Annotated in this window: 17 protein-coding genes; 3 read left to right on the top strand and 14 right to left on the bottom strand. The window is 37.8% G+C overall.

The features are described 5' to 3' along the window. Position 1: 1 nt before the first annotated feature. From purQ to ACO1O5_RS20415, 3 genes are all read left to right on the top strand, one after another. Positions 2 to 673 carry a phosphoribosylformylglycinamidine synthase subunit PurQ gene (gene purQ, locus ACO1O5_RS20425; RefSeq protein WP_486273570.1) on the top strand — a complete coding sequence of 224 codons (672 nt, stop codon included), beginning with the start codon at positions 2 to 4 and terminating at the stop codon, positions 671 to 673. 82 nt (positions 674 to 755) lie between these two features. Then, a complete protein-coding gene (locus ACO1O5_RS20420; RefSeq protein ID WP_486273568.1) occupies positions 756 to 1,193 on the top strand; it encodes a protein-disulfide reductase DsbD domain-containing protein in 438 nt (145 codons plus the stop codon). A 66-nt stretch (positions 1,194 to 1,259) separates the two neighbouring features. After that, the gene (locus ACO1O5_RS20415; RefSeq protein WP_486273566.1) at positions 1,260 to 2,858 is read left to right on the top strand and encodes a protein-disulfide reductase DsbD family protein; all 1,599 of its coding nucleotides are present in this window, start codon (positions 1,260 to 1,262) and stop codon (positions 2,856 to 2,858) included. 9 nt (positions 2,859 to 2,867) lie between these two features. On the opposite strand, the gene ACO1O5_RS20410 is transcribed toward ACO1O5_RS20415, so the two are convergent. The 14 genes from ACO1O5_RS20410 to mraZ all read right to left on the bottom strand — a co-directional run bounded on the left by ACO1O5_RS20410 (position 2,868) and on the right by mraZ (position 20,607). Then, a complete protein-coding gene (locus ACO1O5_RS20410; RefSeq protein ID WP_486273564.1) occupies positions 2,868 to 3,488 on the bottom strand; it encodes a peptidylprolyl isomerase in 621 nt (206 codons plus the stop codon). Between the two features lie 208 nt (positions 3,489 to 3,696). Then, positions 3,697 to 5,640, bottom strand: coding sequence for a cell division protein FtsZ (ftsZ, locus tag ACO1O5_RS20405; RefSeq protein ID WP_486273562.1), 1,944 nt, complete (start codon positions 5,638 to 5,640; stop codon positions 3,697 to 3,699). A 43-nt stretch (positions 5,641 to 5,683) separates the two neighbouring features. Then, positions 5,684 to 7,054, bottom strand: coding sequence for a cell division protein FtsA (gene ftsA / locus ACO1O5_RS20400; RefSeq protein ID WP_486273560.1), 1,371 nt, complete (start codon positions 7,052 to 7,054; stop codon positions 5,684 to 5,686). A 119-nt stretch (positions 7,055 to 7,173) separates the two neighbouring features. Next, positions 7,174 to 8,379, bottom strand: a complete 1,206-nt coding sequence (locus ACO1O5_RS20395) for a cell division protein FtsQ/DivIB (RefSeq protein ID WP_486273558.1) — start codon at positions 8,377 to 8,379, stop codon at positions 7,174 to 7,176. 4 nt (positions 8,380 to 8,383) lie between these two features. Then, positions 8,384 to 9,838 carry a UDP-N-acetylmuramate--L-alanine ligase gene (gene murC / locus ACO1O5_RS20390; RefSeq protein WP_486273556.1) on the bottom strand — a complete coding sequence of 485 codons (1,455 nt, stop codon included), beginning with the start codon at positions 9,836 to 9,838 and terminating at the stop codon, positions 8,384 to 8,386. Between the two features lie 33 nt (positions 9,839 to 9,871). After that, positions 9,872 to 11,020, bottom strand: coding sequence for an undecaprenyldiphospho-muramoylpentapeptide beta-N-acetylglucosaminyltransferase (gene murG, locus ACO1O5_RS20385; RefSeq protein WP_486273554.1), 1,149 nt, complete (start codon positions 11,018 to 11,020; stop codon positions 9,872 to 9,874). Next, the gene (locus tag ACO1O5_RS20380; RefSeq protein WP_486273552.1) at positions 11,017 to 12,309 is read right to left on the bottom strand and encodes an FtsW/RodA/SpoVE family cell cycle protein; all 1,293 of its coding nucleotides are present in this window, start codon (positions 12,307 to 12,309) and stop codon (positions 11,017 to 11,019) included. The genes murG and ACO1O5_RS20380 overlap by 4 nt, the downstream gene beginning before the upstream one ends. A gap of 87 nt (positions 12,310 to 12,396) precedes the next feature. After that, positions 12,397 to 13,737: a UDP-N-acetylmuramoyl-L-alanine--D-glutamate ligase gene (gene murD / locus ACO1O5_RS20375; protein WP_486273551.1), complete on the bottom strand. Its 1,341-nt coding sequence runs from the start codon at positions 13,735 to 13,737 to the stop codon at positions 12,397 to 12,399. Between the two features lie 159 nt (positions 13,738 to 13,896). Further along, positions 13,897 to 15,210, bottom strand: a complete 1,314-nt coding sequence (gene mraY / locus ACO1O5_RS20370; protein ID WP_486273549.1) for a phospho-N-acetylmuramoyl-pentapeptide-transferase — start codon at positions 15,208 to 15,210, stop codon at positions 13,897 to 13,899. A gap of 10 nt (positions 15,211 to 15,220) precedes the next feature. Further along, a complete protein-coding gene (locus ACO1O5_RS20365) occupies positions 15,221 to 16,687 on the bottom strand; it encodes a UDP-N-acetylmuramoyl-L-alanyl-D-glutamate--2,6-diaminopimelate ligase (protein ID WP_486273547.1) in 1,467 nt (488 codons plus the stop codon). After that, positions 16,687 to 18,789 carry a penicillin-binding protein gene (locus tag ACO1O5_RS20360; protein ID WP_486273546.1) on the bottom strand — a complete coding sequence of 701 codons (2,103 nt, stop codon included), beginning with the start codon at positions 18,787 to 18,789 and terminating at the stop codon, positions 16,687 to 16,689. The genes ACO1O5_RS20365 and ACO1O5_RS20360 overlap by 1 nt, the downstream gene beginning before the upstream one ends. A gap of 46 nt (positions 18,790 to 18,835) precedes the next feature. Continuing rightward, a complete protein-coding gene (locus ACO1O5_RS20355; protein ID WP_486273544.1) occupies positions 18,836 to 19,189 on the bottom strand; it encodes an FtsL-like putative cell division protein in 354 nt (117 codons plus the stop codon). Positions 19,190 to 19,223: 34 nt separating this feature from the next. Next, on the bottom strand, positions 19,224 to 20,141 hold the full coding sequence (gene rsmH, locus ACO1O5_RS20350; protein WP_486273542.1) for a 16S rRNA (cytosine(1402)-N(4))-methyltransferase RsmH: 918 nt from the start codon (positions 20,139 to 20,141) through the stop codon (positions 19,224 to 19,226). A gap of 1 nt (position 20,142) precedes the next feature. Further along, entirely contained in the window at positions 20,143 to 20,607 is a 465-nt protein-coding gene (gene mraZ / locus ACO1O5_RS20345) for a division/cell wall cluster transcriptional repressor MraZ (RefSeq protein ID WP_486273540.1), read from the bottom strand. Between the last annotated feature and the right edge of the window lie 258 nt (positions 20,608 to 20,865).

Here is a 20,865-nt window from a genome sequence, read left to right as displayed (position 1 = left end):
AATGAAATTTGGTGTAGTTGTTTTTCCCGGCTCTAATTGCGACAGGGACATGATAGGCGCTTTAAAAAATGATCTTCAACAGGAAGTGATCACACTATGGCATAAGGATAGAGATATTTCCATGTTTAGCAAACAGGATTGTATTGTATTACCGGGGGGCTTTAGCTATGGTGATTATTTACGATGCGGCGCTATCGCAAGATTTAGCCCGATGATGCAAAGCGTAATTGAGTTTGCTAACAAGGGAGGAAAAGTTTTGGGTGTATGTAATGGTTTCCAGATTTTATGCGAAAGTGGTTTATTGCCTGGCGTTCTTTTGAGAAACAGTAATATGCAATTTGTTTGTAAAAATGTATTGATTACTGGAGAAAATACAAATGATAAAAAGGTGTTAAAAGTTCCCGTGGCGCATGGCGAAGGGCGATATTTTGCAAAAGAAAATATTCTTGATGAATTAGAAAAACGAGGACAGGTGATATACCGGTATTGTAATACTGAAGGACTTTTTAACGTTGATTATTCACCCAATGGATCTACTAATAATATTGCGGGTATCTGTAATAAAAAAAGAAATGTTTTTGCATTAATGCCACACCCGGAAAGGGCATGCAGCGCTTTGTTGGGAAACACAGATGGAAGAAAGGTTTTCAATGATTTATTTTCTATAAACTAACGTTAAAAAAAGTGGTCAAAGGCACCTTTGTTACATTCATATCGTTTATTATTTTTTATTATTGCAGAAACCTATAGTTACCATGAAAAAATTAATTTTTTTACTGTTATCGGTCTTCATAATAAATGCCTCTTTTGGGCAAATATTGAACCCGGTAAAATTTAGTTATAGTGCTGTAAAGAAGGGTAGTAACCAGTACGAGGTACATATAAAAACAGCGGTAGACCCTAAGTGGCATATATATTCAATATACAATCCCGATGGAGGTGCACAGGCGACTGCTCTCACTTTTACCAACGTTAAAGCTGTAGGTAAACCTAAAGAGGCGGGTAAAATGAAAACCATTTTCGAACAGGAATTTAAGGTGAACCAAAAATATTTTGAACAGAATGTGGATTTTATTCAAACGATTAAAGTGCAGCCAGGCACTAAAAAAGTTTCAGGTACCATTGAATATATGGTTTGTAACGACAGGCAATGTTTGCCTCCAAAAACCGTTGCATTCGATATAGCTCTTTAAAATTATAATTGATACGCTAATTTAATAGGATAGCCTTAGTTGTTATCCTATTTTTTTAAACCAGTCATGAAGAAATACAGATTATTTATTACGGCAATTTTGAGTTTTGTTGCCTTGATTTTTATGGATCAGAATGTAATGGCACAAACATCTGACCCGGTGCACAAAACATTATCGCACACTTTTCTTGATGGCTTGCGGTGGGGGTTTATATCAGTATTACAGCCATGCCTGTACGCAATGTTCCCCGTAACTGTTACTTTCTTTTTGAAGAGAAGCCAGTCGCGGGCGCAGGGAATAAAAAATGCCACTTTATATTCGTTTTCAATCGTTGCGATATTTACTGCATTTGCTTTTTTTCTTACCTTAATTTTTGGAAAAGATACTTTATACCAAATATCAACCAGTGCTGCGTTTAATATTTTTGTATTTGTGCTATTTATGGTTTTCGGGATATCTTTTTTGGGGGCGTTTGAAATAACCTTACCGTCTTCATGGACCAATAAAGTAGATTCCAAAGCAAGTACGCAAAACTTCTCTGGAATTTTTTTCATGGCTCTTACGCTGGTGTTGGTTTCTTTTTCGTGTACGGCTCCCTTTATAGGAAATTTGCTTGTTGATGTTACACAACAAAAAGAAAGACTGGGACCGGTCATTGGTTTTCTTGGGTTTTCCATGGCCATTGCATTACCATTTGCATTGTTTGCTTTCTTTCCCGGGTTACTTAATAAAATTGCTAAATCAGGTGGCTGGCTAAATACCTTAAAAGTTTCATTTGGATTTATTGAAATTGCAATGGCATTGAAATTTTTATCTAATGCAGATCTTGCCTATCACTGGCGTATACTCGACAGGGAAGTATATCTGTCGTTATGGATTATCATTTTTGGATTGTTAGGTTTTTATTTATTAGGTAAACTGAAATTTAGTCATGATGATCATTTGCCGTTAAACGATTATGGCCATCCTTATCTTTCTGTAACGAGATTATTATTTGCAATAGTTCCGCTTGCGTTCACTGTTTACATGATTCCCGGGTTATGGGGCGCTCCTTTGAACGGAATCAGCGGCTGGCTACCCGAAAATAAAACCCAGGATTTTAATATTGAAAAGCTGATAAGGAACAGCCAGTTGAATTCGTCAAATAATGATTCATCTAACACAAACAAAACGGTTACTTACGTCAGACCAAAAAAATATACCGATATACTTGCATCAGAAATTGCCGGTGTAGAAACATTTTTTGATTTTGATGAAGGCATAGCAGCGGCTAAAGCCATGAACAAACCCATCATGATAGATTTTACCGGCCATAGTTGCGCCAATTGCCGTAAAATGGAAAGTGAAGTTTTATCAAAGCCTGAAGTAAGTAAAATATTGCATAATGATTTTGTTGTTGTTTCATTGTATGTTGACGAGAAAAGAGAATTACCCGACAATGAAAAATATGTTTCAAAATTTGACCAGTCACCTAAAAATACGGTAGGGGATAAGAATCTTGACCTTGAGGCTATAATGGCTAACTCTAATTCACAACCACAATATATTTTTACAGACGAATCCGGAAAAATTATTAAAAATGCTGGTGGCTACGACTCTGATATGCAGCGTTTTATTTCGATACTTAATGATGCGAAGGCCGAGAATAAGAAGAGGTTTCCCTAAGCAAATAATTTACAATCTCACAATATTTTTAATCGCAATCGGCGGCGTAAAATTCGTTTCATTATCCGGTTGCTTGTGAATATCCTTCACCACATCCATTCCTTCAATCACTTTACCAAACGCGGCAAACCCTTGTCTATCCTCGTTGGCATCGCCCCCATAATCATAAGCTTTTCCTGCCGCGTTGCCAATCAAAATAAAAAATTCAGTGTTACCGCTATTGGGTGTGTTTCTTGCCAATGAAATAGTACCATCGGTGTGAAGTATGCCAGTTTGTTTTGTTGTTTCCAATGGAATGCCCGGTAATTTAGTTTGCATTTCATTTTTTGTTTGCCAAATGCCCCCTTGTATCAGATCTGATTTAAAAGAACTCGAAGGTTGATCTTCCGCTTTTAGTACCCGGTAGAAAGAACCATCTTTATAATAACCCGAATCAACATAAGATAAAAATGCCACCACTGTTTTAGGTGCTTTGTCGGGATACAGTTCAACAATAATATCACCATAGTTGGTTTCGATTTCTATTGTTGGTTCTTTATAGTGTTTCTTTTGTTTGCATGAAAAATAAAAACATACATTGATCAAAAGAAAAATTGTAATAATCTTATTGAATCCGTTTTTTAAATTCAAAGTGTGAATCTTTTATTGAATACAAAATAACAACAATTCTTATTTTATAATTACAGTGGCAATCTTTCCGATATCTGGAGTTTTCGACAATTCGCAACAAGAACCCCGGCTAACGTAAGTCTCCGGGGCAAAATAAAAATAACAGTACACACAACAACGATCTTTCGGGCTTTTAGCTACAAGCCAATGGGCTGACAGCTCAAAGTCATCAATCTGGTTTTTTCCCTTCTAAAAAAGTATTTATAGTGCTTATTTCGGCTTTATTATTTTCATCAGACTTGACAGTGTAGTTGCTGTAAAAGCTTTCGACGTCTGCAATGGAATTATGTAATTCCATATTGCGGCGGAGGTAAGCAGGAACCGACTCAAACTCATTGTTAGGATCCGCTGCGTTTACGTTGAAAGATAAATTTCTCAGCTTAGCAATGCGCTCCATAGCCCGGCGCTTTAGATCTCCTGTTTCGTCCACCTGCGGCAGTTCCTCAACAGAAGGCATCATGATGGGCATCGTCTGGTGTACTTTCGGTTCTTCCTTTTCCTCCTCCGCTTCATGGGAATTTTTGACAACCAATTTCATCTCAATAACAGGTTCGTCTTCCTGTCTTGAAAACGACATTGGCGTCGTTGGTTCCTCTACAGATTTGGATTCCGTGTTTTGCTTAGTTTCTGCATAGATCTGTGCAGGCTTCGCTAAATAACCGCCTGACGTTGGGACGGTGCCAGCTTCTTTTTTATTTTTGTTAGAATGATTGTTAATAGTTTTTGGTTCAGCTTTCTTTGGAGGTTGCTGATGTGCTTCAATTCCTGTTGAATTGGATTCCGAAGATAATGTGAAATGAACAACAGTTTCATTTGATTTATCAACAGTAATTTCATCATTTTCAACTGGTAAATTTACGCGGACAGATATTGGTGATTCTACGATAGTAGGCTCCATCTCCTTCTCAATTTTCTGCTCTGTTACGGAAGCGTAAACGTCTTCATCCTTAATTGTCCGGAAGCCTTTTTGTTCAATTATATTTTCTTCTTCCTGGATTTCATCAGCGAGTTTTTGCTCTTTCTTTTCATCAAAAACAAAAACAGGCTGACGATATTTCTTTTTATCATCTTCAGGCTTTAATACCATTACAATTTTTTCTTCCTGTTTTTCTTCAACCTTTGGCGCTTCTTTTTTATCAAAAGGATCTTTGTGTTCAAACCCGGTTGCAATTAAGGTTATTCCAATTTTTGTTTCCAGCGCATTATCATACCCGAGTCCAAGAATTACATCTGTATTTTCTCCTGCCTGGCTTAGCAAATAATTTTGAATGGTTTCTACTTCATCCATTGTAAACTCATTATCGCCTTCGGCAGAATTAATATTTATTAAGATCCATTTCGCTCCGCGAATATCATTGTCATTTAACAACGGTGAATTGAGCGCCTGTTCAATGGCCTGCTGTGCACGGTTTTCTCCATCCGCCGCTGCACTGCCAAGTATGGCAACGCCACCTTTTCTCATAACAGTACAAACATCTGCAAAGTCAACGTTTATCTGGCCTGTGCTGTTAATTACATCTGTAATACATTTTGCGGCGGTAGCCAGTACATTGTCCGCTTTTGCAAAAGCGGCCTTCATCGTAAGGTTTCCAAACTGGTGACGCATTTTATCATTACTTATAACGAGCAATGTATCCACATGTTCTTTTAATTTAGTAATCCCATCTTCGGCCTGGGCAATTCTTTTTTTGCCTTCATAAGCAAATGGGGTTGTAACAATACCCACGGTAAGTATACCAAGATCTTTACAAATTTTTGCAATTATAGGTGCGCCACCTGTACCTGTACCGCCGCCCATACCTGCAGTGATAAAAGCCATTTTAGTATTTACTTCGAGTATCCGTTTTATTTCTTCGAGGCTTTCCTCGGTAGCTTCACGGCCTATTACAGGATTAGCGCCTGCACCAAGACCTTGCGTTAAATGTGGCCCTAACTGAACTTTATTGGGGACCATACTTGTTGCGATAGCCTGGGCATCGGTGTTACAGATTATGAAGTTTACGCCTTCAATATTCTGGCTAAACATATGGTTAACGGCATTGCTTCCGCCCCCGCCAACGCCAATCACCTTTAGGATGGATGATTGTTCTTTGGGCAAATCAAAATGAATCATGTGTTTTAAATTTAATGAGTTATAATGTAGTTAATAGGTTAGCTTATAGTTCCGAATCTCCTTCTTCTTTAAACATTTCAATTAATCCGTTTTTAAAAGAATCCATAAAACCTTTTAATGTTTTACGTGGTTTAACAACAATATTTTTATGATTGGTAATATCGGCCTCAACTTCGTCTACACTTGCCTGTTGTAAGTTGGCCGGTATCTTCACTTTTGCATATTGCAATTCAAATTGTTTTCGTTTATTTTCGTAATCATTGTATCCTTTTAAAATTAAACCAAGGCAGGTTGAATACATTGGCTTGGCCAGTTCTTCAATATGTCCTGACGCAAGATGTTCGTTTGGATAACCAATGCGTGCATTTAAACCGGTAACGTATTCTGTTAGTTGAATTAAATGTTTTAACTGTGAGCCGCCTCCCGTAAGAATTACGCCACCATTTAGCAACCGGTTATCGAGACCTACCTGTTTCAAATGATAAGAAACAAAATCCATAATCTCACTCATACGGGCTTGTATAATTGCTGCAAGATTCTTTACACTTATTTCTTTAGGAGCCATGCCGCGAAGACCCGGGATGGTAATGTATGCATTTGACTTAGCTTCATCGGAAAGTGCACTTCCAAATTGTACTTTCATTTGTTCAGCCTGCGTTTTCAAAACACCAAGTCCCGTTTTAATATCATTGGTAATATTTTCTCCACCGAAAGGAATTACGGCAGTATGCTTTAAAATTCCCTCATAAAAAACAGCAAGGTCGGTAGTGCCACCACCAATATCAACGATGGCAACACCTGCTTCTAAATCATGGTCACACATAACGGCCGCCGCAGATGCCAATGGTTGCAATACGAGGTCTTTTGTTATTAGTCCTGCTTTTTCAACACTACGGTTTATATTTCTAATCGCATTTTTATCGCCGGTGATAATATGAAAATTAGCACCCACTTTTACACCGCTATATCCAATTGGATCAGGAATATTTTGAAAATTATCTACTGTAAACTCCTGCGGAATAACGTCAATTATCTGGTCGCCCGCGGGTATATATGTTTTATATTGATCGTTTATGAGCTGATCAATTTCTGACTGCTTTATTTCTTCATCGGTATTCTGGCGAACTATATCTCCTCTCGTTTGAAGACTTTTGATATGATGCCCGGCAATACCAACATATACTTCGGTTATCGGAAGATTGGGATTGCTTGCATAGCAATTTTCCAACGCAGTCTGAATAGCTTTTATGGTTTGATCAATGTTCAACACCATTCCGTGTTGCACGCCGTTACTGTTTGCGCGGCCAAAGCCAAGAATTTCAAGTTTGCCGAATTCATTTTTTCTGCCGGCAATGGCTGCAATTTTTGTGGTGCCAATGTCGAGGCCTACGATGATGGGTTGTTCGCTGTTCATATTTTTGTTTTTTATGTGCCTTCATGAATCTTCACTGTATTAAGAGCAGAATTGATTTGCAAGGCCTTGTTGTGTTATTGTTTTATGTTTTGTTATTATAAGAACTCATTTAATAAAATTTAATAATCCGTTTTTGACGGCATTACCGCTTTCGGAATTTTTTTAATTTTTCCGGCATCTTTTACCTCGGTTGGTTGTTTAATAATTTTAGATTTCACAGGGTTGGGATTTGGTTTTTCAACAGATGATGAATTAGTGGTCAGGGCATTTGTTTTTGTTAAGTGTTGATTGTTGGAAACTGGTTTGTCTGGAACATGGATAGGGGCTACAGGAACGCGATCTTTATTATTATTACTTGTATTTATTTTCACATCTTCATCAGGTGCATTATCAATTTCCCTCGAAGAATTAATGTCACCATTGTCATCAACGGGCTGATCGAGTTGAATATTTGTAGAATCATTTGTATGCTGCTGAGCTTCGGCGATCAACGCTTTCATAATTTGAATTGAGCGCAAGGAATCCATTTTAATTTCGTTGGCGCCTCGTCTAACCGCTACAACCTGTCCTTTAAACTGAACATCAATCGCGTTATAACGTGTCCATCCTAATTTCGTTAATACCTGTTTATAAAAACAAAGAAGGTTATTAAATTTCTCTTCACAATTTTCAGCATCCCCAAAATGTATTACCTGGTCACCCAACTTGGGAATTAGATCGAAATTGCGGTTAGGCGAAATATCAACCTGGTCTATTTGGGCCATCCAGAACGGATTTGCATTTATGAATTGGCTCAGTGTTTTGATATCTTTAATGAGATCGCTATCTTTTTTGGATAATACTTTTACGTCCGTAGGAAAGTCTGTAAATACGGGAAGCCTCGGCGAAAATTTATCGCTTAATGGCAACCGGGTCAAAGAACTATCTATATAGAATGATGATCCTGATGTTGTAAAAATTCTTGCTATGGGCTCTCTTTCTGTTATTCTCACCTGCAAAACATTATTGTTATCAAAAAACAATTCGGCATTTTTTATCCACTGGCTTTCTTTCAATGCAGTTTCCATCGATGCAAGATCTATTGAATGCAACGGCATCTTTTCGAGTTTACCCTCATTTGTTTTTTCTAAAATCGAAATCACCTCTTTCTTATCTATAAAAAAATTATTCTGAACACCGGTTATCCGAATGTCAATCCTGGCACACCTTTGATTATTTCTCTTTTCGATAGCAGCAACCAGTATCACAATCGTTCCTGCGCCAATGACTATCCAAATCGCCGCGGCAAGGATTTTTCTAATTGTATATTTACTGATCGTTGACATTTCTTTATAAACTATTATTCAATAAAATTTCCCTAATAGGATTCACAAGCTGATCAATATCTCCGGCCCCGGCCGTAATTAATACGTTACCTGCAGAATCATTCTTTATTGATTTTAAATAATTGCTTTTTATGTATTGAACTATTTCATCCTTCGACGCTACCCTTACATTTTTGTTTTTCATTTTATCCTTAATTAAATTACTGGTTACGCCTTCCATTGGTAATTCTCTTGCGGGATAAATAGGCAACAATATTATATCATCAGCCTGGTCGAGGCTTCCGGCAAATTCATCTGCTAAATCTTTTGTCCTCGAAAAGAGGTGTGGTTGAAATACTACAGTACATTTTGTCCCGGGAAATAGACTTTTTACTCCTGATATCAAAGCAGTCAATTCCTGCGGGTGGTGAGCATAATCATCGATAAAAACCGCATTGGCACTATGTTCCCCAGGGTTTAAAGAAGGGGCAATGATGTATTCAAATCTCCTTTTTACTCCTTTAAAATCATTAACGGCGTTTTTAATTTTTTTAGAATCAATATTAAGTTGACGTGCAATGGTTATAGCAGCCACCGCATTTTCAATGTTATGCAGCCCCCCCATATTGAGTTGTATATTATGTAGCTGCCAGCTTTTTGATACTACATCAAATTGATAACCGCCATTTGCAAATTTTATATTGGCGGAAAAAACATCAGCCCGGTTATCCTGAAGGCTATAACGTATACGATTAGCCGCAGAAAATCTATTAACAGGTAAATTATAGTTAGTTAATAATACGCCGCCGACTTTGAGCCTTTCAGAAAACTGAACAAAGGAATCTTCCATATTTTCTTTGGTGCCATAGATATCCAGGTGATCGGCATCCATTGCAGAAATCAAAGCAATATCCGGAGACAATTGCAGGAAACTTCTGTCGTATTCATCAGCTTCCGCAACTGATACATTATTATCACTGCTCCAGAAGTTTGTATTATAGTTTACCGAAATACCACCGAGGAAAGCGTTACATCCAAAGCCAGAGTGCCTTAAAATATGGGCTACCATTGTACTTATGGTGGTTTTGCCATGTGTACCAGCAATACAAATACTGAATGATGACCTGGTTATTTCACCGAGCAAAGCGCTTCGTTTTATTACTTCGTAATTGTTATGCAAATAATAATTCAACTCTTTATGGTCTTTAGGAATAGCCGGTGTATAAACAATCAACTGAGCATTTTTATCGAGGAAATCAACACTGTCTTCGTAGTGAATATTAATTCCTTCATTTTCCATTTGCTTCGTTAAAGTGGTTACGGTTTTGTCGTAACCACTTACAGAAGCATTTTTGCTCAAATAATATTTTGCCAGGGCGCTCATTCCGATGCCGCCAATTCCAATAAAATAAATACGTGATATGGTTGTATAATCTTTCATAACGGCTCTACCCCAACCCTTCTCCAGCGGGGAGTGCAAGTTGTAATTCCATGATATGTTTAAATATCATTTTCAATGTTTTATAGTTTTTAAAATTTCTGCAGCTATTACTTCATCTGCGTTTGTTATTGCCATTGGGCTAATATTTTTTTCAAGGCTCCTCTGCAATTCATCATTTTTCGATAAATTAATTACAGTTGCCACCAGCTTTTCTTTTGCTTCGTTATCTTTTATAATTAATGCGGCGTTTCTATTTACAAGGTTCATAGCATTAGCTGTTTGATGATCTTCTGCCGCAAATGGAAATGGTACCAATACCGCAGGTTTACCGACCACACATAACTCATACACGGTACTTCCCGAACGACTGATGATTATATCCGCTGCTGCATATGCATATTGCATTTCCGTAATAAAATCGTTTACCCAAACATTTTCTTTTCCCTCTCCCACCGATTTGTATTGTGCAACGGTTGTTTTGCCTGTTTGCCATATCAATTGCAAATTATTTTCTTTAAATTCATCTATATGTGCGGCCAGGGCTTCATTTATACTTTTTGCACCCAGGCTACCGCCGATGGCCAGCACGGTTTTCTTATTTTCATTCAATCCGAAAAAGTGTATACCCTCGCTCCTGGTGACAGATGAGCTTACGATATTTTTTCGTACAGGGTTACCTGTTAGTATCAACCTATCGGCAGGAAAAAATTTTTCCACGCCCTGGCTGGCAGCAAAAACTCTTGTGGCTCTTTTTCCCAACATCATATTACTCTTTCCCGCAAACGAATTGCTTTCGTGTATGAATGAAGGAATTCCTTTACCCTGCGCATATCTCAATACGGGGTATGTTGAATATCCTCCAACACCTACGGCTGCGTCAGGCTTGAAGCGCTTAAAAATTCTTCGCACTTTTAGGAAACTTTTTACCAGTTTTAATGGCAACCCAATATTTTTTATCAAAGAACTTCTGTTAAACCCAGCTATATCCAAGCCTTCAATATTATAACCAGCTTGTGGCACCTTTTCCATTTCCATTTTTCCTTTAGCCCCAACAAATAAAATCTCTGTTTGAGGTTCCAGCTTCTTAATTGCGTTGGCAATTGCTACTGCTGGAAAAATATGCCCACCGGTGCCGCCTCCAGCAATTATTATTCTTTTATTGCTACCTGCTCCGGAAATAACATCTTGCAACTTTTTATCGATATTTTCATTGCTCGTCATATTTCATTCACATCATTTTTATTTTGAGATTCGGCGGCAGCCAATTTTTTTTCGACCTCCTTTCCCTCCATTTGCTCAACGTTACGTGCAACGCTTAAAATAATTCCAATCGCAAAACAAGTAAACCAAAGGCTGCTACCTCCCATACTAACCAAGGGTAGGGTTACTCCCGTTGTAGGAAACAGGTTAACGTTTACCCCCATATTTACCATTGCCTGTATTACGAGTGTGAAGCTCAAGGCCACTGCGAGAAACGCCCCAAATGCATAAGGGCATCTTTGAAAAATTTTTATACTTCGAAATAAAAAAAGCAGGTAAATCAAAACAATAACTGTGCCTCCTAATAGGCCATATTCTTCTATAATAATTGCATAAATAAAATCACTATAAGGATGCGGTAAAAAATTTCTTTGCTCACTTTTACCCGGGCCCTTTCCTAGCCATCCGCCTTTTGCAATGGCAATTTTCGCTTGTTGCACCTGGTAAGATGCATCTGACTTATCGCTGTACATAAAATCCTGTACCCGCTTTACCCAGGTTGACATTCGCCCAAAGGTTAATATAGATGGAAGATCTTTTGAGGTATGATTTTCTTTATCATAGTAATGAGAAGCAAGCCCAATAAGCAACAGAAGCGGAATCAGGGCGGAGCCAACCACTAACATTATGTGCCGTAACCTCACCCTGCCAATAAACATAAGCATCATGGCTATGCCACCAATTAATAAAGCTGTTGATAAGTTTGCAGGCGCGATTAACAGGCATATGATTATAACGGGTACCATTAGGGGCAGAAATCCTTTCTTAAAATCTTTAATAACATCCTGCCGCCGGCTTAACTGGCGACTCATATACATGAACAGCGCAAGCTTCGCAAGGTCAGATGTTTGGAAAGTCATATTAATTACCGGCAATTTTATCCAGCGGTTAGCCTCATTGATGCTACTTCCAAACTTTAGCGTGTAAATTAAAAGCGGGATGGAAATCAAAAATAGAATGGTGGCAACCCTTGAATAGATTGTATAGTTAACCCGGTGTGCGAAATAAATAATCATTACTCCTAATGCAATAAAACCGATCTGTTTGAAGAGATAACTTTCTGTGCTTTTATTCATCTTATATGCCAATGAACCAATGCTGCTGTATACGACAAGAATACTCACCATCGTTAGTATGATAACAATTGCCCAAATAACTTTATCACCTTTCGTTCGGTTTAATAAATTGGTGGTAACTTCCTGTGCGGGGGAAGAAAACGCATTCGTTAATATGTTTTTTGTGTTGCTCATTTTGTCCTCACCCCAACTCCCTTGACAAGCTCAGGATGACAGCATTATTTGTATTCAGTGTTAGAGTTTTGTTTCCCATTCTAATTTTTATAAATCTTTTACAGCTTCCTTAAATTGTTTTCCGCGGTCTTCATAATTTTTAAAAAGATCAAAACTGGCACATGCCGGTGAGAGCAAAACGACATCTCCTTTGTCAGCAAAATGAAACGCTGCCTGTACGGCATCTTTTGCACTCGTGGTATTAACCATAAGTCCAACATCATTTCCAAATGCTTCGTGAATTTTCCTGTTATCAATTCCCATACAAACAATTGCTTTTACCTTTTCTTTAACCAGGCCTGTCAAAAATGAATAGTCATTTCCCTTATCAACCCCGCCAAGTATCAATATGGTTGGCTTGGTCATGCTTTCCAATGCATACCACGTGCTGTTGGTATTGGTTGCCTTGCTGTCATTAATAAATTCTACCCCTTTAATTGTTGCCACCGTTTCCATACGATGTTCCAGGCTCTCAAAAGTTTGCACGGCATCTCGTATCTTTTCCTTTCTTATGTCCATTACCACGGCAGAGAGGCTTGCTGCCATTGTATTGTATTGATTGTGCTTTCCTTTAACAGCAAAGTCTTCCACGCTCATGGTCATTTCTTCATTTTGCCATTTTATGTGCATTTCTGCATTGGTTATATAAGCGCCCTGCGGTAATGATTTTTTCATGCTAATTGGTAATGGGTTGGTACTGTTTAAAAAAAGGTTTAAATATTTTACTGTTGTTTCATCATCCGCATTATAAATAAATACATCGTTCCTGGTTTGATTTTTAATGATGTTGAATTTGCTTTTTATATAATTTTCAAAATTGTATTCATACCTGTCCAAATGATCTTCCGTTATGTTCGTTAATATGGCAACTTCGGGCCGAAATGTTATTATATCATCCAACTGGAAAGAGCTGACTTCAACTACATAAACTTTTTTTGGCTCCTTTGCGACCTGCCTTGCAAACGAATAACCAATGTTCCCGACCATCGCACAATTAAGTCCTCCTTCTTTGCAGATATGGTAAACCATTGCTGTAGTGGTTGTTTTTCCATTGCTGCCTGTTATGGCTATAATCTTACTATCTTCTTTGAATTGATAAGCAAATTCTATTTCGCTTATTATTTCAACGTCTCTTTTTCTCAATTCCTTTACCAGTTCATTCTTCTCCGGTATGCCCGGGCTTTTCATCACCACATCGGCCGCAAATATTTTTTCTTTAGTATGAATGCCTTCTTCAAAGTCAATATTGTTCGTTGTCAATTCATTTTTGAAATCAACATTGATGAGAGAAGCATCACTTACAAAAACATCAAAGCCTTTTTGCTGTGCCAGCAAAGCTGTGCCCACACCGCTTTCACCGGCGCCCAGTATCACTATTCTTTTTTTCATTTTTTTTTAATTGTACAGGCAATTAAAAAATTTGGTTCTTCAACGGCATGAATTTAACAGGTCAGAAGACTGTCATCATCGGAATTGGAAAGGATCAAATTCTTAAAAAAAAAATTTTCATAAAGACAAATCACTGGATAATAATACCCTCATATCAAATTATCTCAATTTTAACGTTACTACTGCAAACACAACCGACAAAATGGTTACCACCCAAAAACGCACCGCTATCTTGCTTTCATGGTATCCCAGTTTTTGATAGTGATGATGCAACGGGCTCATTAAAAAAACTCTTTTCCCTTCTCCATATTTTTTTTTCGTGTATTTGAAATAACTAACCTGTATGACTACACTTAGATTTTCTACCAGGAACACAAAACAAAATATCGGTATCAGTAACTCCTTTCTAACTATTATTGCCAATGATGCAATGATGCCTCCCAAAGCCAGGCTTCCGGTATCGCCCATAAAAACCTGCGCCGGGAAGGCGTTGTACCAAAGAAATCCAACACATGCCCCTACGAGCGCCGCTATAAAAATGGATAGCTCGCTAAGGTTGGGTATATACATTATGTTCAAATATTCTGCAATACGCACATCACCACTCACAAAAACAAATACACCCAGGCCCAATCCTATAATCGCACTTACGCCTGTCGCCAATCCGTCTAACCCATCCGTTATATTAGCGCCGTTAGAAACAGCCGTTACAATAAATATTACAATGATGATGTACAATATATAAGTATACTTCTCCCAACTTTCAGGCAACAATTTGGCATAGTTAAACTCATGGGTTTTTACAAACGGAATTGTTGTTATGGGAGTTTTTACTTTAACGAACCTGTGAACTTGTCCGTCAATTACTATTGTATCCTCGTTTTTCCCCAAACGGTGTTCCCCGCGTTGCAGCGAACTATTCTGTATTCCGTTATTGCCCGTTATCACTTCACGCATTACCACAACATTCTGATTAAAATATAAGGTGGCACCAATAATAATCCCAAGCATTATTTGTCCAAATATTTTAAATCTTCCTGCAAGGCCATCCGCGTCACTTTTTTTATAAGTTTCTCCTTTAGCCTTGGCATCGCGCCTTGCCTTTATTTTTAAATAGTCATCGACAAAGCCTATAATTCCCAACCAGACTGTACATAATAACATAAGCCTTACATACACTTTATCCAGGTTGGCTAACAATAAAGTTGGAATTAATATTGCCAGCAAAATGATAATCCCGCCCATTGTTGGTGTACCCGACTTCATTTTTTCTCCGGCCAAACCTAATTCACGAACCGACTCTCCTATTTGTTTTCTTTTTAAAATATTTATCAGGCGTTTACCATATACCGTTGTAATAAAAAGAGATAAAAGCACTGCAACAAGCACTCTGAATGTGATAAAATGTAATAGCCCGCTACCGGGAAATTTTATTCCATTTTTTGTGAACCATTCAAAAAGTTGATAGAGCATTTAACCTTATTTATTTTCCAACCAATTGAAACATTTCAGATAAAATTTTTTTATCGTCAAAATCATACTTCACTCCGTTTATTTCCTGGTATTTTTCATGTCCCTTACCAGCTACTAAAACAATATCTCTTTGTTGTGCCAGGGTTACAGCAGTTTTAATAGCTTCTTTTCTGTCAACAATTGAGATGTATTTTTTTCTCGCAATAACAGGCACCCCTTCTTCCATCTCTTTAATAATCTGCGAAGGATCTTCGTTTCTTGGATTATCGGAAGTGAGAATTACCTTGTCACTGTACTCGCACGCTACCTCTGCCATTACAGGCCGCTTGGTTTTATCGCGGTTGCCACCACATCCCACTACTGTGATAATTTTTTCTTCACCCTGCCGTAAATTTTTTATCGTTGCCAATACGTTAAGTAATGCATCCGGCGTATGTGCGTAATCAACTATTCCTATTATTTTTTCATTTGGCGAAATCATATAATCAAATCTTCCCTCTGCACCACTTAGGCTGCTCACTATCTGCAAAACAGTTTGCTTATTTTCGTTAAGACAAACGGCCGCGCCATAAACGGCCAAAAGATTATAGGCGTTGAAAGTGCCAATCAACCTGCAGTGAACTTCTATGTCGTTTATCATCAATACAAGGCCATTCAAGGAATTCTCTATAATTTTCCCTTTGAAGTCAGCCATTGTTTTAAGACTATACAAATATTTTTTTGCTTTGGTGTTTTGCAGCATAACTGCTCCACGTTTATCATCTGCATTGCTTAATGCAAAGGCCGCGGAAGGCAATGAATCAAAAAATTGTTTCTTTACTCTTATATATTCGTCAAACGTTTTGTGATAGTCAAGATGATCGTGTGTTATATTACTGAATATTCCACCTGTAAACATTAAGCCCGCGACACGATGTTGATCAATAGCATGCGAACTCACTTCCATAAAAATGTGAGAACAACCTTGTGCATACATTTCGGCAATAAGCTTATTCAATGAGATAGCATCAGGAGTTGTATGAGTGGATGGCAATACCTCGTTTGCAATTTGATTTTGAACGGTACTTAACAATCCACATTTATAATTTAATTGCGAAAACAATTTGAATAATAATGTTGCTATGGTAGTTTTTCCGTTAGTTCCCGTAACACCAATAATTTTTATTTTTTCTGATAGTTGTCCATAAAAATTATGGGCCATAACACCCGCAGCGATGGCGCTATTGTTAACAACTATAAATTGCACTTTTTCATTAAGGATTGGGGGTAATACTTCACAGATAATTACAGCGGCACCGCTACTAATGGCAGTATCAATAAAGGAATGGCCATCAGTAAGTGTTCCTTTTATAGCAATAAAGCAACTACCGGGTTTTACTTTCCGTGAATCGGTTTGTAATTCATTTACTTCGTCTACAGGATTACCCGCAACCGAGATAATTTTTACTTTGTATAATATTTGTTGCAGTGATGCCATTAATTCAATTGAAGATTTATTGATTGCCCTTTATGAAAATCTGTGTTTTGAGCAATTGATTGATAAACCACTTTTCCCTTTCCCTTAGCCGCTACTTTTAATCCCATATTTTCTAATAAATACACCGCGTCCTTCAGTCCCAACCCTGTTACATTAGGAATTTTATCTGCCGAAGTTCTTTTATAGTATGCTGTATTTAATTGTGCATGGTTATAATTAAGAACGGTGGATATCCACGAGCCTGTTGTTGCAGAATCAGAAGATGGATAATTAAATGTGTTCAGTATTTTATCCAAATCAGTTCTTAACCCAAAAAACTGTATAGCACTGCTGTCGGTTCCATTCTTTAATTGATTCAACGATTCACTGCCAATTCTTTCTGCATAAATCTTATCCGCAACTTCCCTGAAAACAGGCCCCGAAACAACGCCTCCATAGGCAAGCTTTGAATCACTGCCGTTTTGAATAACAACCGCAATACTATATTTCGGATTTTCCGCGGGGAAATATCCCATAAAAGCAGATTGATAAATTTTATTCCCCTTGTTATAACCGCGATTATCCATAGCCGTTACTGCAGTTCCTGTTTTACCAGCAAAGTTGTATACTTTTGTTTCCAGCGCATGGCCGGTGCCATGTTCCTGCTGAACAACAGCCATCAGGCAGGCTTTTACTTTTGCCAGTGTTTCATCGCTGCATATTTTATCAACAAGGACTTTTGGCTTGAAAGTCTTAATTTCTCTTCCCATTTCATTTATCGAATTAACCAGGTAAGGCTGCATCATTTTACCATTGTTGGCAACCGCATTGTATACCATTAACAACTGAAGCGGAGTTACCAATTCTTCATAACCGTGAGCCATAAACGGCAATGTTGTTTTCGTCCAATATTTACTGAAGGGCTTTTTTATGTAGGGATGAGCGGCACCAACAATATCAATACCTGACGTTGTATCAAGATGTAATGCATGCAAATGATTATAAAAACGCATCGGCTGATTGTGATAATATTCGTCGGCCATTTTTGCAAATGCAACATTTGAAGAGCGGGCAAAAGCTTCTTTAACGGTCATTTCATGCTCACCTAAATGCGAATCTGTAATACGGAGACCATAGAATACTTTTCTGCCACCTTCACAATCAACAATGCTTCCCGTGTCCACATACTTATCTTCCAGCAACGATATTAAAGTAGCTATTTTAAAAACCGAACCGGGCTCCGTTCTTCTTCCCAAACCATAGTTATAATCTTCAATATATTCTCCATCCGGCCTTCTGCCGAGGTTAGCGATTGCTTTTATTTTACCGGTTTGTGTTTCCATAACAATGCAGGTACCGTGTAACGAATTATTTTCAACCATCATTTTCATTAATGCATTTTCTGCCACATCCTGCATGTAGGTATCGATGGTTGTAACAATGTCCCGTCCATTTTCAGGTTCTATTTCAGCACCGTCAACGGGCACATAGGCGCCTTGCATATATCGCATAAGCCTGCTACCGGTTTGGCCTTTTAAAACACTATCATAAGATCTTTCCAATCCAACATTTTTACTGGTATCTCCGCGTGAAAGCCCAACGGTTCTGTTTGCAAGCAGCACATAAGGATTTACCCTGTTATCTCTTACATCTATTATAAAACCGCTTTTATTTCGGCCTTGCCTCACTAAGGGGAAACTTCTCAACGTTTTATATTCTTCAAATGAAATTTTCTTTTTTAAGGGATAATACCTGTCCTGATCTTTATAGGCTGCAACTAAAAGTTTTCGGTAAGAAGAAACAGAGGCGTCTTTAAATAATTTTGATAAAGAAATACTAAGTGAATCGAGGTTATTATAAAATCTTTTCCCGTTCTTTTCACGAAGGCCGTCAGCTCCAAAATCAACATACACATCAAAGACGGGAATAGAGGTACTGAGCATATTGCCGTCTTCACTATAGATCGTTCCCCGCTCGGCGTTTATATCCATGTACTTTAAATGCTGTGTATTGCTCATTTGCTTCCAATAGGCGCCTTGTACTCTCTGAATGTAAACAGCGCGGCCCACAACAATTGCACCCAGTATAATTATGCCAATGAAACATAAATAAATACGCCACAATATGTCTTTTTTTACATCCAATAGTTTTGCTTATATCGGTTTATAATTATTTATTTTTAAGCGTATCAATTAACCTCACAGGAGGTACCAACAACTCTTTCAATCCAAGGGGTTCCACCGCTTTTGCCAATTCACTTTCTTTACTCCTGAAGATGACATCCCGTTTTATGGTTTTAAATTCATATTCTTTCTCTTTCAAATTTTTTGCAGTTGAATTTATTTCCATTACCATCTTATCAGCATAGTGACCATTGGCGATATAGATTACTGCAAGCATGGCGGTAAAAAAATAAAACGGAATATTCTTAACAATCCACGCATTATACAAAAGCCTTCTCCGCTTCTTCTTAAGAAAAGATTTCTTTTTATTTTCATTATTGATATCCTGGTTCTCGCCCATTTTTCAGTTTATCTCTAGTTGATTCTTTATTGTTTTATGAAACTTTTATTTTTTCGGCAATACGTAATTTTGAACTTCTTGACCTCGGGTTGTTTTTTAATTCTTCCTGCGAAGGAGTAATTGGTTTCCTGGTTATAATTTTTAAGTCATTTTTTGAAATACTTCCATATAAGTCAACTTGCTGCTCTTCATCAAAATTTCCATTCTTAAAAAAATTTTTCACAAGCCTGTCTTCCAAAGAATGAAAAGTAATTACGGCAACTCTTCCACCGTCGAGAAGAACACCGGAAACCTGCATCAGCATTTCTTTCAATGCACCCAACTCATCATTTACCTCTATCCGTAATGCCTGGAAAACTTTAGCAAAATATTTTTCAGGATTTCCTTTAACGATAGGATACAATGCATTTTTAAATTCATTTATAGTTTGAAATGACTGCGTTTTGCGGGCCTGCACAATTAACTTCGCCAGCGTTTTTGCATTGGTCACTTCTCCATATTGTTCAAAAATTTTATGTAGTTTATCTTCAGAATAATTATTTATAACGTCGGCGGCATTGAGTTTTTCTGATTGATTCATACGCATATCCAAAGCGGCATCAAAGCGGGTTGAAAAGCCTCTCTCAGCAATATCAAACTGGTGACTTGATACCCCAAGATCTGCTAGTATCCCATTTACTTTTGAAATTTTATGAAGGCGAAGAAAGCGTTGCAGGTGCCTGAAATTGTGAGGAATAAAAATTACCCTGTCATCCTGAGGAACATTTTTTACAGCGTCTGCATCCTGGTCAAATGCAATCAATTTACCCTGATCGCTTAAATGCTGAAGTATTACCGAACTGTGCCCACCACCACCGAAAGTGCAATCGACATAAATTCCAGAAGGATCAATTTGCAAACCACTGATCACTTCCTGCATTAACACCGGCACGTGATATATGCCCTTTTGCATTTTATGATTTTGTGAGTTTATCGCCTGCCATTACTTCCTTTGCCAAATCGCTAAATGCCTCTGGTGAAAAAGTTTCAAAGAACTGTTGGTGTTTTATTTTATCCCAAATCTCAATTTTATCAATAGCCGATACCAAAACAATATCTTTCTCAAGCCCTGCATATTCCATTAAGTTTTTTGGTAACAAAAGCCGGCCAGCACTGTCGAGTTCAACCAGGGTAGCCCCATTTAGAAAATACCGTTTGAATTGCCTTACTTTGGGATCAAAATCATTTAAGTTGCCAAGATTAGTAAATAGCGGTTTCCAGCTTTTTGATGTGTATAAACTCAGGCATTTCTCAAATCCTCTGTTCAGAACAAATGGCTCTGCTCCACTATCAGGCAATTGCTTTTTAATGCCTGATGGCAATAAAAAGCGGCCCTTTGCATCTAATGTAGCTTCGTATTCACCTATAAAGCCTGTCATTATGAACTAATTAGACTTGATAAAAATAAATTTCCACAAAATAACACTTTTTCCCACTAACACAACATTTTTGTGAAAATCTTTTTTATACACCGCGCTGTAATCTATCTCCATAGCGGCTTTTAAGTATTTTGTTACTGGATGACCTGTGCAAAACCTGTGAACAAGGGGTGGAAAACGTCTTAATAAGATTTAAAGAAATAGGTGACTGCTAATTGAGTAGCAGCGAGCCTTTAGAAGAATGTCGATTCTAAATAG

It is taken from the genome of Ginsengibacter sp. (assembly GCF_057362405.1).
This window is presented reverse-complemented; position numbering and strand designations above follow the sequence as displayed.